This window comes from Streptomyces sp. NPDC001514, assembly GCF_053597075.1.
The window spans coordinates 18,269-32,405 of record NZ_JBSFHO010000046.1 but is presented as its reverse complement, the minus strand read 5'-3'; the positions used below and the strand labels follow the sequence as shown (position 1 = coordinate 32,405).

Below are 14,137 nucleotides of genomic sequence, written 5' to 3'. Positions count from 1 at the left end.
ACCTCTGTGCCGGTTTCTAGCGCCGGTCTTCGAGGGGTGTGAGCGGGGGCGCCTGGCCGGGGATGCCGGGCGCCTCTCGCCGTTCGAGGCCGAAGCTGGTGAAGGCGGTGCGGCGTGGGAGGGGGTAGTGCTCTTTGCCGGTGAGTGAGTTGAGGATGGTTGCGCTGCGCCAGGCGGCGAGGCCGAGGTCGGGGGCGCCGACTCCGTGTGTGTGCCGTTCGGCGTTCTGGACGTAGACGGAGCCGGTGACGGTGGGGTCGAGGACGAGGCGGAACTGGTCGTCGATGCGGGGGCGCTCGGAGGAGTCGCGGCGCATGTAGGGGTCGAGGCCGACGAGGATCCGGTCGAGGGGGCGCTCGCGGTAGCCGGTGGCGAGGACGACGGCGTCGGTGGTGAGGCGGGAGCGGGTGCCTTGTTGGAGGTGTTCCAGGTGGAGTTCGACCTTGGTGGTGGCGACGCGGCCGGCGGTGCGGACCTGGACGCCGGGGGTGAGGACGGCGTCGGGCCAGCCGCCGTGGAGGGTGCGGCGGTAGAGCTCGTCGTGGATGGCGGCGATGGTGTCGGCGTCGATGCCTTTGTGGAGCTGCCATTGCTGGGGGACGAGTCCGTCGCGTACGGATTCGGGCAGGGCGTGGAAGTAGCGGGTGTAGTCGGGTGTGAAGTGTTCGAGGCCGAGCTTGGAGTACTCCATGGGGGCGAAGGCTTCGGTGCGGGCGAGCCAGTGGATTTTCTCGGCGCCGGCGGGGCGTGCGCGCAGCAGGTCGAGGAAGACCTCGGCGCCGGACTGTCCTGATCCGATGACGGTGATGTGCTCGGCGGCGAGGATCTGCCGGCGGTGCTCGAGATAGTCGGCCGAGTGGACTACGGGGACGCCGGGAGCCTCGACGAGGGGTTTCAGCGGGTCGGGGACGAAGGGCTCGGTGCCGATGCCGAGGGCGATGTTGCGGGCGTAGGCGCGGCCGAGTGATTCCGCTCCTCCGTGGGTGTCGAGCTGGGTGAAGTCGACTTCGAAGAGGGCTCGTTCGGGGTTCCAGCGGACGGCGTCGACCTGGTGGCCGAAGTGGAGTCCGGGGAGCCGGCCGCTGACCCAGCGGCAGTATGCGTCGTACTCGGCGCGCTGGATGTGGAATTTCTCGGCGACGTAGAAGGGGAAGAGCCGGTCGCGGGCCTTGAGGTAGTTGAGGAACGACCAGGGGCTGGCGGGGTCGGCGAGGGTCACCAGGTCGGCGAGGAAGGGTACTTGGAGGGTGGTGCCGTCGATGAGCAGGCCGGGGTGCCAGTGGAAGGCGGGGCGCTGTTCGTAGAAGGTGGCGGCGAGGCCTCCCGACCCTTCTCCGTATGGCAGCCCGTGGGCGAGGGCGGCGAGGGAGAGGTTGAACGGCCCGATGCCGATGCCCACCAGGTCGTGGGGCGGGTCGACGTGCTGGGCGTCAGGGGCGGGCGTGCCGGTCATCGGGGGGTGCTGCCTTCCACGAGTGCGATGAGGGTTTCGAGGTCGCCGGGGGTGGCGTGGGGGTTGAGCAGGGTGGCTTTGAGCCAGAGCCGGCCGTCGGCGTGGGCGCGGCCGAGTACGGCGCGGCCCTGGTGGAGGAGGGTGCGGCGGATGTCCGCGACGGTCTGGTCGCTCGCGCCGCGGGGGCGGAAGAGGACGGTGGAGAGGACGGGCCGGTCGTGGAGTTCCAGGGCCGGGTGTTTGTCGATGAGGTCGGCGAGGTCGTGCGCGGCGGTGATGGTGTGGTCGACGAGGGTGGCGAGGCCGTTGCGGCCGAGGGCGCGGAGGGTGACGGCGATCTTGAGGATGTCGGGGCGTCGGGTGGTGCGGAGCGAGCGGCCGAGCAGGTCCGGGATTCCGGCTTCGGTGTCGTCGTCGGGGTTGAGGTAGTCGGCGGTGTGGGCGAGGGGGGCGAGCAGGGCGCTGTCGGGGACGGCGAGGAGGCCTGCGGCGACCGGTTGCCAGCCGAGTTTGTGCAGGTCGAGGGTGACGGAGTGGGCGCGGTCGAGGCCGTGCAGCAGGTTGCGGTGGCGGGTGCTGAGGAGCAGGGGTCCGCCGTAGGCGGCGTCGATGTGGAGTTCGGCGCCGTGTCGTTCGCAGAGGTCGGCGATGTCTTGGAGGGGGTCGATGCGGCCGGTGTCGGTGGTGCCGGCGGTGGCGGTGACGAGTACGGGGCGGTGGAGGCGGGTGAGCGCGTCGTCGAGGCCCGCGAGGTCGGTGGTGCCGCCGGGGGCGGGGACGGTGACGGGCTCGGGGAGGCCGAGGAGCCAGGCGGCGCGGGTGACCGAGTGGTGGGCGTGGGTGCCGCAGACGACCTGGACGGTGCCGTGGCGTTCGCGGGCGAGGAGGAGGGCGAGCTGGTTGGCTTCGGTGCCGCCGGTGGTGACGAGTGAGTCGGGGCGCGGGCTCCGGGGGTAGACCTCGGTGGCGAGGGCGTGGGTGACTTCGGCTTCCAGGGCGGATGCGGAGGGTGCCTGGTCCCAGGAGTCCAGGGAGGGGTTCAGCGCGGACGCGGCGAGGTCGGCGGCGACGGCGAGGGCGAGCGGCGGGGTGTGGAGATGGGCGGCGCACCGGGGGTCGGCGGGGTCGGCCGCTCCGTAGGCCACGGCCTGGACGAGGGTGCGGAGTGCTTCCTCGGCGCCGCGGCCGTTGTCGGGGATGACGGGTGTGACGGTTTCCCGGATGGCTCTGCCGAGTTCGTCGGGACCGCCCGGGGGCAGTGGCCCGCCGCGGGCCATGGCTCCTTCCTTGAGCGCGTCGAGGACGACGGCGAGCAGGGGCCGCAGGGCGTCGGGCCCTGCGGCCCCTCCGGCGAGGGGCGGGACGGTCATGCCCCCAGCGTGGCGGCGGTGGGGGCGGTGTGCCCGGAGTCCGGGGTGATCTCAACCCGAAAGGGGTACTGCCTCCCGGATTGCCAGTGCGCGGCGCAGGTCGTCGAGTTGGTCGACGAGCTTGCGGCACAGGGCGGGGATCATGTCGGTGTCGCGGAGGCAGTGCTCGCCGAGTCGGAGGGACTCGGTGTCCACGGCGTGGACGGGGAAGGCGTAGCGTCCGGCGGCTTCGGCGATGGCGGGGCCGCGGCGGGCGGCGACGGTGACGGCGGCGGGGTAGAAGCGGGGGACGTACTCCCTGACGAGTTCGGCCTGTTCGGGCTGCCAGAAGCCCTGGGCGGTGGCGGTGAAGAGGTAGTTGGAGAGGTCGTCGGTGTCGAAGAGCCGGGACCAGGCGGCCGATTTGGCCTCGGGGGTGGGGAGGGCGGCGCGGCAGCGGGCGGCGCCTTCCTGGCCGGTGGCGCTGGGGTCGCGGTCGAGTTCGGCTGCGATCTCGGTTTCGTCGGTGGCGCCGAGTACGGCGAGCCTGGCGAGGAGGCGCCAGCGCAGTTCGGGGTCGAGTTCGGGTCCGCCGGGGATGCTTCCGCTGCCGAGCCAGTCCTGGAGCGTGGCGGGCTGGGTGGCGACGTCGATGAAGTGGCGTACGGCTGTGAGTCGCAGCCCGGGGGCCTGGCCGTCCTCGGTGCGGCGGATCAGGTCGCGGGTGAGGTCGGTGAGCAGGGTGAGGGCGGCGGGGCGGGCTTCGGGGGTGAGGTAGCGGTCGGCGATGTGGGTGGTGGCGAAGCCGAGGACGCCCTGGACGATGGCGAGGTCGGCTTCGTGCGGGAGGTGGGCGCGGGCGGTCTCCAGGTAGGTGGCGGGTTCGAGTTCCCCGTCGCGGACCATGTCGCGCAGGCTGTTCCACAGGACGGCCCGGGTGAGGGGGTCGGGGACGCCGGAGAGGGTGCGCAGTGCCGGTTCCTCGGACGCTTCGTCGAGGCGGACCTTGGCGTAGGTGAGGTCGCTGTCGTTGAGGACGACGAGGGTGGGGCGGCGGCCGGGGCGTGCTGTGGTGGGCTCGCTCTGCGGTACGTCGATCTCGAAGCGTTCGCGCAGGACGAGGCTTCGGCCGTCGATGGGGTCGCGGTCGTAGGCGCCGACGGCGATGCGGTGGGGGCGGCTGCCGTCCTGGGCGATGTCGAGGCGCCAGGTGCCGTCGGATTCGGCGACGGCGGGGGTGAGGGTGTCGACGCCCGTGGTGCGCAGCCAGGAGTCGGCCCAGCTGTGCACGTCGCGGTCGGTGGCCTCGGCGAGGGAGTCGATGAAGTCGGCGAGGGTGGCGTTGCCGAAGCGGTGGCGGGCGAAGTGGAGGTTGATTCCGGTGAGGAAGTCCTTCTCGCCGAGCCAGGTGACGAGCTGGCGCAGGGCGGAGGCGCCCTTGGCGTAGGAGATGCCGTCGAAGTTGAGCATCGCGGATGCGGTGTCGGGGACGGCGGCCGGGTCGGGTGCGACGGGGTGGGTGGAGGGGCGCTGGTCGGCGTCGTAGCCCCAGGCCTTGCGCACGATCCCGAAGTCGGTCCAGGTGTCGGTGAAGCGGGTCGCTTCGGTGAGGGTCTGGTAGCCCATGTACTCGGCGAAGGACTCGTTCAGCCAGATGTCGTCCCACCAGCGCAGGGTGACGAGGTCGCCGAACCACATGTGGGCCATTTCGTGGGCGATGACCATGGCGCGGGTCTGGCGTTCGGTGTCGGTGACGGCGGAGCGGTAGACGAACTCGTCGCGGAAGGTGACGAGTCCGGGGTTCTCCATCGCGCCGGCGTTGAATTCGGGGACGAAGGCCTGGTCGTAGGAGTCGAAGGGGTACGGCTCCTCGAACTTCTCGTGGTAGCGGTCGTAGCAGGCGCGGGTGATGTCGAGGATCTCCTCGGCGTCGGCGTCCAGGTACGGGGCGAGTGACCGGCGGCAGTGGATGGCGAAGGGCAGTCCGGCGTGCTCGGTGCGCACCGAGTGCCAGGGGCCGGCGGCCACGGCGACGAGGTAGGTGGAGATCAGCGGTGTGGGTGCCGCGGTCCAGCGGCCCTGTCCCTGGTGGGTCGTGATGCCGTTGGCGAGGACCGTCCAGTCTTCGGGGGCGTTGATGGTGAGCTCGAAGACGGATTTGAGGTCGGGCTGGTCGAAGGCGGCGAAGACGCGCTGGACGTCCTCCATGAAGAGCTGGGTGTAGAGATAGGTTTCGCCGTCGGTGGGGTCGGTGAAGCGGTGCATGCCTTCGCCGGTGCGGGAGTAGCGCATGGCGGCGTCTATGCGGAGCTCGTGCTCGCCCGCGGTGAGCCCTTTGAGGGGGAGGCGGTTCTCGTCGAGTGCCTCGGGGTCGAGGGGGTGTCCGTCGAGGGTGACGGAGCGCAGGGTGGCGGGCTTGAGCTCGACGAAGGTGTCTCCGGCCGCGCGGGCCGTGAACCGGATCGTGGTTCGTGAGTCGAAGGTTTCGTCTCCGGTGGTGAGATCGAGGTCGATCGTGTACCGGTGGACGTCGAGGAGCTGGGCTCGGGTCTGCGCTTCGTCGCGCGTGAGTACGGACATGGGGTCATGCTGCCCGATGGGTGCGGGCTCGCACACGGGGATTCGCTGTGGGCCGAGCGGCCGGAGCTGGGGGCGGTGGCGGTCAGCCCGTCGCGCTGCTGCCGGTGAGGCGGCCGAACGTCTCGGCGATCCGGGGCCGGTCCGCGCCGTCGGCGAGCAGTGCGTGGAGCAGGAGCCGTGCCTTCGGGGCGTCGAGCGCGCCGGCCGATATGAGGCCCCGGCCGAGGACGTCGGTCTCGGAACCGGGGCCGTGGTACGTCCCGGTCAGCATGGCGCCGGAGCCGGTGCGCGAGGCGAGCACGACCGGTATCCGTGCGGCCGCCCGTTCCAGGGGTTCGACGAGCCACATCGGGACGTGCCCGGCGCCGAATGCCGCGACCACCAGTCCGTCGAAGCGGTCGTCCACGGCCTCCAGCAGTTCGCCCCGGTCGCCGAACGACAGGGTCAGGAGGCCGACCTGCGCCGGCCGTGCGAGCCGCAGCGGCCGCTCCACCACGGGCCGCGCGGGCCGCAGCAGTATCCGCGGCCGGCCTTCCACGATCATGCCGAGCGGCCCGAGGCCGGGTGAGGCGAAGGTGGCGATGGAGGTGGTGTGGGTCTTGCGTACGTGGCGTGCGGCGTGGATCTCGTCGGCGATGACGGCGACGACGCCGAGGTCCTGGCAGCCGGGGTGGGCGGCGACGGCGATCGCGGCGGCGAGGTTCGCGGGCCCGTCGGCGCCCGGCTGGTCGGGGCGGCGCATCGCGCCGGTGACCGCGACCGGCATCCGGGCCGTGCAGATCAGGTCGAGGAGGAAGGCGGTTTCCTCCAGGGTGTCGGTGCCCTGCACGACGACCGCGCCGGAGCCTGCGGCGGTCGCTTTGTCGATCTCCGTGGCGAGCGCTGCGAGGTCGTCGAAGGACAGTGAGGAGCTGGGGACGCGGCGGAAGTCGCGCAGCTCGACGTCGACGGAGGCCGGGACACCTGCCGCGGCCAGCACTTCGGCCCCGGTCATGCGGGATGCGTCGCCGCCGCGGGCGGAGATGGTGCCGCCGAGGGTGAAGACGGTCACCTGGTTCATGAGCGGGCCGTCTCCGCGCCGCCTGCGCCGCCCGCGCTGCCCTGGGTCCGGTTGCTGCCGGCGCTGCCTGCGCGCTCCGCGCCGTACGTGGTCGCCTCGTCGTCCGGGGTCCGGTCGCCGCCGGCGATGGTCTCGTGGTGGCGGATGACCTCGGCGATGATGAAGTTGAGCAGCTTCTCGGCGAACGCGGGGTCCAGTTTGGCGCTTTCCGCGAGCTGGCGGAGTCGGGCGATCTGGCGGGCCTCGCGGGCGGGGTCGGCGGGCGGGAGGTGGTGCTGCGCCTTGAGGTGGCCGACCTGCTGGGTGCATTTGAACCGTTCTGCAAGCATGTGGACGACGGCCGCGTCGATGTTGTCGATGCTCTCGCGCAGCCGGGTGAGCTCGGCCAGGACGGCGTCGTCGATGCCGTTCGTCTCGCTGGTGGTCATGGGCAGGGAGCTTACGTCGGGCGGGCCGTGATGGTCGGTGGGTGATCAGGATCCGGTATGCGGTTGCTCCAGCCCCCTGGCACGGTGCGGCCCTGTTGTTCGCGGAAGCGGATCGGGGCGGTGCCGACGCGGCGGGTGAAGAGGCGGGAGAAGTAGGCCGGGTCGTCGTAGCCGACGCGGCGGGCGACGGCGGCGACGGGGAGGTCGGTGGCGGCGAGGAGTTCCTTGGCCCGGCCGAGGCGGATGCCGAGGAGGTAGTCCTTGGGGCTGCAGCCGGCGCCGCGGCGGACGGCGGTGCGCAGTTCTGCGGGCGTCATTCCGTGGCGGGCGGCGTGCTCGGCGACGGTCAGCGGCTGGAAGGCGTCGCGGGCGAGGGCCTGGAGGACGGGGTCGCCGTCGGGGCTCATGTCGGCGCGGGCGCGGCGCAGGGCGACGAGGAGTTCATGGACGGCGGCGGCGGTCTCGACCTCGAGGAGGGGGTTGCCGCGGCGGGCGGCGCGGGCGATGCGGCCGACGGCGGCGCGGGCGGGTGATGCGTCGGAGAGGGGGACGACCGGGCGGTCGGGCTCGATGTAGCCGAGTTCGGTGTACGTGGCCGTCGCCGGGCCCGCGAAGTCGACGAAGCTCTCGTCCCAGCCGGTCGCCGGGTCGGGGCCGTAGTGGTGCGGGATGCCGGGGGTGAGCCAGAGCACGGCCGGGGCGGTCACGGTGAGGCGCCGTCCGTCGGTGCCGCGGAACCAGCCGCCGCCCGCGCTGATGAGGACGGCCACATGGTGGTCGAGGGTGCGGGGGCCGACGGTGGGCAGGGCGCCGTGCTGGAGGCCGACGCCGAGGCAGACGAGGCCCAGGCGGTGGTGGACGGGGCTGGGCGTGAAGTAACGCATCCAGGTGTGGTACATCGAGCCTGCCCTCCGGGCTCCGAGCGTTCGTGCGTCCAAACAGCGCCGATCTTTGTCCATGGACCGGCCTGTCGCCAGGGGGCGATCGTTGCCCGTGGCGCGTGATCAAGGAGGGGCGGGGCCGGTGGGCGAGTTCGCTGTGGGTGAGGAGCATTTTCTGCTGGACGGGCGGCCGGTGCGGCTGCTGTCGGGGGCGCTGCACTATTTCCGGGTGCACGAGGCGCAGTGGGGGCACCGGCTGGCGATGCTGCGGGCGATGGGGCTCAACTGCGTGGAGACGTATGTGCCCTGGAATCTGCATGAGCGGGAGTCGGGGCGGTACGACGATGTGGAGGCGCTCGGCCGGTTCCTGGACGCGGTCGGCGCGGCCGGCATGTGGGCGATGGTGCGGCCCGGTCCCTATATCTGCGCCGAGTGGGAGAACGGCGGGCTGCCGCAATGGCTGACCGGTCCGCTCGGGCGGCGGGTGCGCACGGCCGACGCGGAGTATCTCGGCGCGGTGGAGCGGTGGTTCGGCCGGCTGCTGCCGCAGGTCGTGGCCCGGCAGATCGACCGGGGCGGCCCGGTGATCATGGTGCAGGCGGAGAACGAGTACGGCAGCTACGGCTGCGACCAGGCGTATCTGCGCCGCGTCGTGGAGCTGCTGCGCGGCTGCGGGGTCACGGTGCCGCTGTTCACGTCCGACGGGCCCGAGGACCATATGCTCACGGGCGGTTCGGTGCCCGGGGTGCTCGCGACGGCGAACTTCGGTTCGGGCGCGCGGGAGGCCTTCGAGGTGCTGCGGCGTCATCAGCCGGCGGGGCCGCTGATGTGCATGGAGTTCTGGTGCGGCTGGTTCGACCACTGGGGCAGGGATCATGTCGTGCGGGATCCGGCGGACGCGGCGGCGGCGCTGCGCGAGATCCTGGAGTGCGGGGCGTCGGTGAACATCTACATGGCGCACGGCGGCTCGAACTTCGCGGGCTGGGCGGGCGCGAACCGTTCCGGTGAGCTGCACGGCGGCGAGCTGCGGGCGACGGTGACGTCGTACGACTACGACGCGCCCGTCGACGAGGCGGGGCTGCCGACCGAGAAGTACTGGCTGTTCCGCGAGGTGCTGGCGGCGTACGCGGACGGGCCGCTGCCCGAGGTGCCGGACGCGCCGCCCCGGTTGGGGGCGGCCGTGCGGGGGGCGGTGGGTGAGTGGGCGCCGCTGTCCGATGTGCTGGAGGCCCTCGGGGACGAGGAGGTCGCCTCGCCCGTACCGCCGGCGTTCGAGGAGCTCGGGGTCGGCCGGGGTCTGGTGCGCTACCGGGTCGCGGTGCCGGGGCCCCGGCGGCCGTATCCGCTGTCGGTGAGCGGGCTGCGGGATCTGGCGACGGTGCTCGTGGACGGGGTCCGGGCGGGGGTGCTCGACGCGGAGGACGCGGCGCTGGACGAGCCGGTCGCCGGGCCTGCCGAGGTGGAACTGTGGGTGGAGTCCCTGGGGCGGGTGAACTACGGGCCACGGCTGGCCGAGCCGAAGGGCATCACCGGTGGCGTGCTGCACGAGCGGCAGTATCTGCACGGGTTCCGGGCGCGGGGGCTGCGGCTGGACGCGTTCGGGGACGCGGAGGCGGTGGCGAAGGTTCCGTTCCGGGCGGTGGAGGGCGCGGAGCCGGGTCTTTACCGGACGGTGCTGGAGGTGGCGTCCCCCGGGGACGCGGCTCTCGAACTGCCGGGCTGGACGCGGGGGTTCGTGTGGGTCAACGGCTTCTGCCTCGGCCGCTACTGGGCAGCGGGCCCGCAGAAGTCCCTGTTCGTGCCGGGTGCGGTGCTGCGTGAGGGCGCGAACGAGGTGTGGGTGCTGGAGCTGGAGCAGGGCGGGGAGGACGTGCGTCTGGGGTGACCTCCCCGCCCCTCGAAGGGCCCGGGTCAGAGCCTCACGAAGAGCCCGCGCGGCGGGCGCGACGAGCCACGAAGGGCTACAGCGTGGCCGCCGCGCTCTTGATCGCGGCGGCGAAGGTGGACACCTCGGTGTACACGCCGGGGTAGCCGGCCCGGGCGCAGCCGTAGCCCCAGCTCACGATGCCGACCTGGATCCAGGCGCCGGCGTTGTCCCTGCGGAACATCGGGCCGCCGGAGTCACCCTGGCAGGTGTCGACGCCGCCCTCGTTGTAGCCGGCGCAGATCTCCTCGTTCGGCACGAGCTCGGGGTAGGAGGACCGGCAGGAGGCGTCGGAGACGAACGGGACCGTCGCCTTGCGCAGGAAGCGCTGCTGGCCGCCGCCCTCGCGGGCCGCGCCCCAGCCGGCCACGGTGAAGGTGCCGCTGTTGTACGCGGCCGTCTCGGCGATCTTCAGGGTCGGCTGGTTGATCGGCTGGGCGAGCTTGATCAGCGCCCAGTCCTTGCCGGTGCCGTTGTAGCCGGGGGCCTGGAGGACCTTGGTCGACTTGACCTTGATGGCGCTGGAGCTCTGGAGGTCGACGACTCCGGCGGTGGCGGTGATGCTGGTGTTGTCGCCGGAGCCGCTCACGCAGTGGGCGGCGGTGAGCACGATCTGCTGGGTGTAGAGCGCGCCGCCACAGCCCATGGAGAGCCGGACCATGAAGGGGAACTCGCCCTGGGCGGCGCGGGTTCCGCCGACGACGGGCGGCGGGGCGGCGGAGGCGGAGCTCGGCTGGAGGCTGATCGCGGCGAGCAGGACGGCACCGGCGGCCGCGCATCTCTTGAGGGCACGTACAAACGTGTTGTTCAAGGGTCTGCCTTCTTTCGTGGGGGGTTGCTGTGACGCGCAGGACGGCACATGGCACACGGCACACGGCACCCACCGCAGTGACATGGGCCCGTCAACGCGCGTGGTCCGGATTATGGGGAGGCCGCGAGAGGGGCCACAAGGCTCACTTTTCGGCCAGGCGGTGCGCTCCGGGCGCAGCGCGGGGCGGCTGCGGTGCGCCGTAGAGTTGAGAGCGGTCGACCGTCGTTCAGGGCGACTTCGTACGGCACCTGCAGGGGGTACGGGCGTGACGAACGGCAGCGAGGTGAGGCACGGGTTCCCGCACCTCGACACCGTGCGGGCGGCCATCACCGCGCTGCACAAACGGCTGTCGTACGACGGTGTGCGGGCGTACTCGAGCAGCGTGCTGCCGGCCGATGTGGCCTTCTGCGACCAGGACGATCTGCATCTCGGGGCGCAGCGCGTGGCACGTGCGCTGGTGCATCAGCTGCGGCTCCCCGAGGCGCGGATGATCGTGAGCTTCCGGGAGATGGAGCATGCGGCGGCCGTGGAACTCACCGCGGGGCCCGAGTACTTCATCGAGCTGAACGACCGCTTCCGCCGGTATCGCAGGGACATCGGGGCGGCGCTCGCGCACGAGATCACGCATGTGCTGCTGCACCGCCTGGGGCTCTCGTTCCCCGGGACGCGGGACAACGAGATCCTCACGGACACGGTGACGACGTATCTCGGGGCGGGGTGGCTGCTGCTCGACGCGTACCGCGAGGACGAGGTTTCCAGCCAGAAACTGGGCTATCTGACCCCGGAGGAGTTCGGCTACGTCCTGGCGAAACGTGCGCTGGTCTTCGGCGAGGACCCGTCGGTGTGGTTCACCAGCCCCCAGGGCTACTCGGCGTACACGAAGGGCCGGGCGCAGGCGCTGCGCGACGGGCAGCAGCCTCCGCTGACGGCGGCGGGATGGAACGGGCGGCGGCGGTACGCGAAGGACCGGCGGTACGCGCAGGACCACGCCGGCCACGGTCCTGTGGCGCGCACCGGGCCAGGACCCGGGCCCGGTGCGGGCCCCGGGTCGGCGTATGCGTTCGAGGGGGGCCCGGGAGGCGGGCTGCGGGTGTCGTTCCCCTGCCCCACCTGCCACCAGCGCATCCGGGTGCCGGTACGGGGCCGGGTGCGGGCGCGGTGTGCACTGTGCCGGACCATTCTCGAATGCGACACCTGAGGGTGCTTCCGTAGGGTTTTCGGTATGAGAACCGAAAGCGGCGGCAACGTGGACCTGGACCTGACCGAAGAGCTCTTCGAGGCCCTGTACGAGGGCGACGACGACGCGGTCGTAAGGGCGCTGCGGGCCGGGGCACCGGCGGAGGCGGCCGACGAGGACGGGCAGACCGCGCTGTACGTGGCCGCGTCCCAGGACCGGCCGGGCACGGTGCGCCTGCTGCTCGCGGCGGGCGCCGACCCCGATCGGGCGAGCGGCCCCGAAGCGGATGAGCTTCCCTTGTGCGGCACCGCGGTGTGGGGCCACACCGAGGTGATGAGCGCCCTGCTCGCGGCCGGGGCGCGCCCCGACCTGGAGGAGGACCCCGGGGTCCGTGCCCTGACCTGGGCGTGCCGCCAGGGCCGCGCCGAGGTGGCGGACCTGCTGCTCTCGGCCGGCGCGGACCCCGACCTGCCGGGGCCCGGCGGCGAGCCCCCGCTGGTGACGGCGGCCCGGCGCGGGTCCCCGTCCTGCGTACGGGCCCTGCTCAGGCACGGCGCCCGGGCCACGGAGGAGGCGCTCGAGGAGGCCCGCCGGTGGCTCGACCTCGACGTGGAGGAGGAGCTGCGGCGCGCGCTGTCCGAGTCCGAGCCGGACGGGAAGGGACACGAAATGGCGGCCCGGCGCGTCGAGGAGGACGGCGGGGTGACCGTGGTCGTGGAGCTGATCAAGGACGACGGCCATGTGACGGGGGCCGAGCAGCAGACCGGCCACGCGGCGATCGTCACGCTCCTGGAGGACGCGCTGGACGTGCACACGCCCGCCGAGGAGCTCGCGGCGCGGGCGCTGAACTGCGGGGGCCCGGACCAGGACGACTGGACCGAGGCGGTGGCCGTCCTGCAGCGCCGCGGGGACGAGGAGACGTTCCGGGCCGCGGCGGCGTGGTGCGGGACCGACGACCCCCTGCGGCAGGCGCTCGCGGCGGACGTGCTGGCGGGGCTGGGCGCGGCGGGAGAGGAGCCGGCGCCGGCGGAAAGCGAGGCCCAGGGGCGTGGGGTGTTCACCGCGCGCGTCGTGCCGCTGCTGCGGGAGCTGGCTCGGGCGGCCGACGAGCCCGAGCTGATCCGGGCGACCGTGGCGGGGCTCGGACAGCAGGGTGATCCGGCGGCGCTGCCGGAGATTCTGCGGCATGCCGGGCACGAGGACCCCGAGATCCGCTTCGGCGTGGCGGTCGCGCTGCACGGGCTGGTGCCCGGCGAGCACGCCGAGGCGATCCGGGTGCTGGTCGAGCTCGCCCGGGACAGCGACGACGGGGTCCGGGACTGGGCGACGACCGCGCTGGCGGACGTGGAGGCGGACAGCCCGGAGATCCGCGAGGCGCTGGCGGCCCGGCTCACGGACCAGGTGCCGGACATCGAGGCGGAGGCGGCGCGGGGGCTGGCGATGCGTCAGGATGCGCGGGCGGTGGACGCGCTGGCGCGGATCCTCGCGGACGAGGACCCGGAGGGGTACGCGTACTCGACCGCCGAGCAGGCGGTGGAGTACGTCGAGGACGCCCAGACCCGGCGCCGCCTGGAGGCCACGGTCCCCCGAACGCACTAGCCCGGGCCTGGCGGGCCTGGCCGGCCCGGCGGACCAGGCGGGCCCGGCGAGCCTGCCCAGCTCCGCGAAACCGGCGTGCCCGGCGGACCCGGCGGGCCGACCCAGCCCCGCGAAACCGGCGGGCCCGGCCCGGCCAGGCGACTTGGTGCCCCGGCGGGCCGACCGGGCAGGGCCGCGCATAGTGGAGCCGGTCATGTTCGGTGGGGGGCGCCTGCGGCGGACCTTGCCGGCCCGGCGGGCCTGGCGGACCTGCCCAGCCCCGCGAAACCGGCGGGCCCGGCCCGACCAGGCGACTTGGTGCCCGGCGGGCCGACCGGGCAGGGCCGCGCACGGTGGAGCCGGTCATGTTCGGTGGGGGGCGCCTGCGGCGGACCTGCCCAGCCCCGCGAAACCGGCGTGCCCGGCCCGACCAGGCGACTTGGTGCCCCGGCGGGCCGACTGGGCAGGGCCGCGCACGGTGGAGCCGGTCATGTCCGGTGGGGGCGCCTGCGGCGGGCCTCTTCCCCACCCCGCCCCTTCCCGAACTGGGGGCTTCGCCCCCAGCCCCCCACTGGGGCTCCGCCCCGAACCCCGTTTTCCGGGGGCTGCGCCCCCAACCCCCTTCCGCCCGACGTGGGGGGGCTCAGCGAGTCTGTGTTTCTCGGGGCTCCGCCCCGGACCCCCAGCGAGGCCGGCCCTCGGGGCTCCGCCCCGGACCCCCTCCCCCTACGCCCTGGCGGGCGTGGGGGCGTTGGGCGCCTCGCGCCCTCGCCCGGCAGCGACGGCTGCCGCCAACCTCCAAGCCCGTCCGGCGCTTGAGGACGGACACCCCGGCCCACCCGGCGGTACCGCGCACACACCAACCCCCATCCGGCACTTGAGGACAACCACCCGGC

General features: G+C 73.1%; 10 protein-coding genes. 3 read left to right on the top strand and 7 right to left on the bottom strand.

Going from position 1 to position 14,137, the window contains the following annotated elements:
- Positions 1-16 precede the first annotated feature (16 nt).
- The 6 genes from ACWCXB_RS33520 to ACWCXB_RS33495 all read right to left on the bottom strand — a co-directional run bounded on the left by ACWCXB_RS33520 (position 17) and on the right by ACWCXB_RS33495 (position 7,769).
- A complete protein-coding gene (locus tag ACWCXB_RS33520) occupies positions 17-1,453 on the bottom strand; it encodes a lysine N(6)-hydroxylase/L-ornithine N(5)-oxygenase family protein (RefSeq protein ID WP_450727754.1) in 1,437 nt (478 codons plus the stop codon).
- Positions 1,450-2,823: a pyridoxal phosphate-dependent decarboxylase family protein gene (locus ACWCXB_RS33515; RefSeq protein WP_450727752.1), complete on the bottom strand. Its 1,374-nt coding sequence runs from the start codon at positions 2,821-2,823 to the stop codon at positions 1,450-1,452. Before ACWCXB_RS33515 ends, ACWCXB_RS33520 begins: the two co-directional genes overlap by 4 nt.
- Positions 2,824-2,874: 51 nt before the next feature.
- On the bottom strand, positions 2,875-5,382 hold the full coding sequence (pepN, locus tag ACWCXB_RS33510; protein ID WP_450727750.1) for an aminopeptidase N: 2,508 nt from the start codon (positions 5,380-5,382) through the stop codon (positions 2,875-2,877).
- Between the two features lie 82 nt (positions 5,383-5,464).
- Entirely contained in the window at positions 5,465-6,442 is a 978-nt protein-coding gene (locus ACWCXB_RS33505; RefSeq protein ID WP_450727748.1) for an asparaginase, read from the bottom strand.
- Positions 6,439-6,870, bottom strand: coding sequence for a chorismate mutase (locus tag ACWCXB_RS33500; protein WP_450727746.1), 432 nt, complete (start codon positions 6,868-6,870; stop codon positions 6,439-6,441). The genes ACWCXB_RS33505 and ACWCXB_RS33500 overlap by 4 nt, the downstream gene beginning before the upstream one ends.
- An 11-nt stretch (positions 6,871-6,881) precedes the next feature.
- Positions 6,882-7,769 (bottom strand): helix-turn-helix domain-containing protein, encoded by an 888-nt coding sequence (locus tag ACWCXB_RS33495; RefSeq protein WP_450727744.1) that lies wholly within the window; start codon positions 7,767-7,769, stop codon positions 6,882-6,884.
- A gap of 124 nt (positions 7,770-7,893) precedes the next feature.
- On the opposite strand from ACWCXB_RS33495, the gene ACWCXB_RS33490 reads away from it, so the two are divergent.
- The gene (locus tag ACWCXB_RS33490; RefSeq protein WP_450727742.1) at positions 7,894-9,636 is read left to right on the top strand and encodes a glycoside hydrolase family 35 protein; all 1,743 of its coding nucleotides are present in this window, start codon (positions 7,894-7,896) and stop codon (positions 9,634-9,636) included.
- 76 nt (positions 9,637-9,712) lie between these two features.
- Here ACWCXB_RS33490 and ACWCXB_RS33485 read toward each other — a convergent pair whose 3' ends face one another.
- Entirely contained in the window at positions 9,713-10,486 is a 774-nt protein-coding gene (locus ACWCXB_RS33485; protein ID WP_450727740.1) for a S1 family peptidase, read from the bottom strand.
- A 265-nt stretch (positions 10,487-10,751) separates the two neighbouring features.
- Here ACWCXB_RS33485 and ACWCXB_RS33480 point away from each other — a divergent pair, with 265 nt between their 5' ends.
- On the top strand, positions 10,752-11,684 hold the full coding sequence (locus ACWCXB_RS33480) for a hypothetical protein (protein ID WP_450727738.1): 933 nt from the start codon (positions 10,752-10,754) through the stop codon (positions 11,682-11,684).
- Between the two features lie 24 nt (positions 11,685-11,708).
- Positions 11,709-13,262, top strand: a complete 1,554-nt coding sequence (locus ACWCXB_RS33475) for a HEAT repeat domain-containing protein (RefSeq protein ID WP_450727736.1) — start codon at positions 11,709-11,711, stop codon at positions 13,260-13,262.
- Positions 13,263-14,137: the final 875 nt, after the last annotated feature.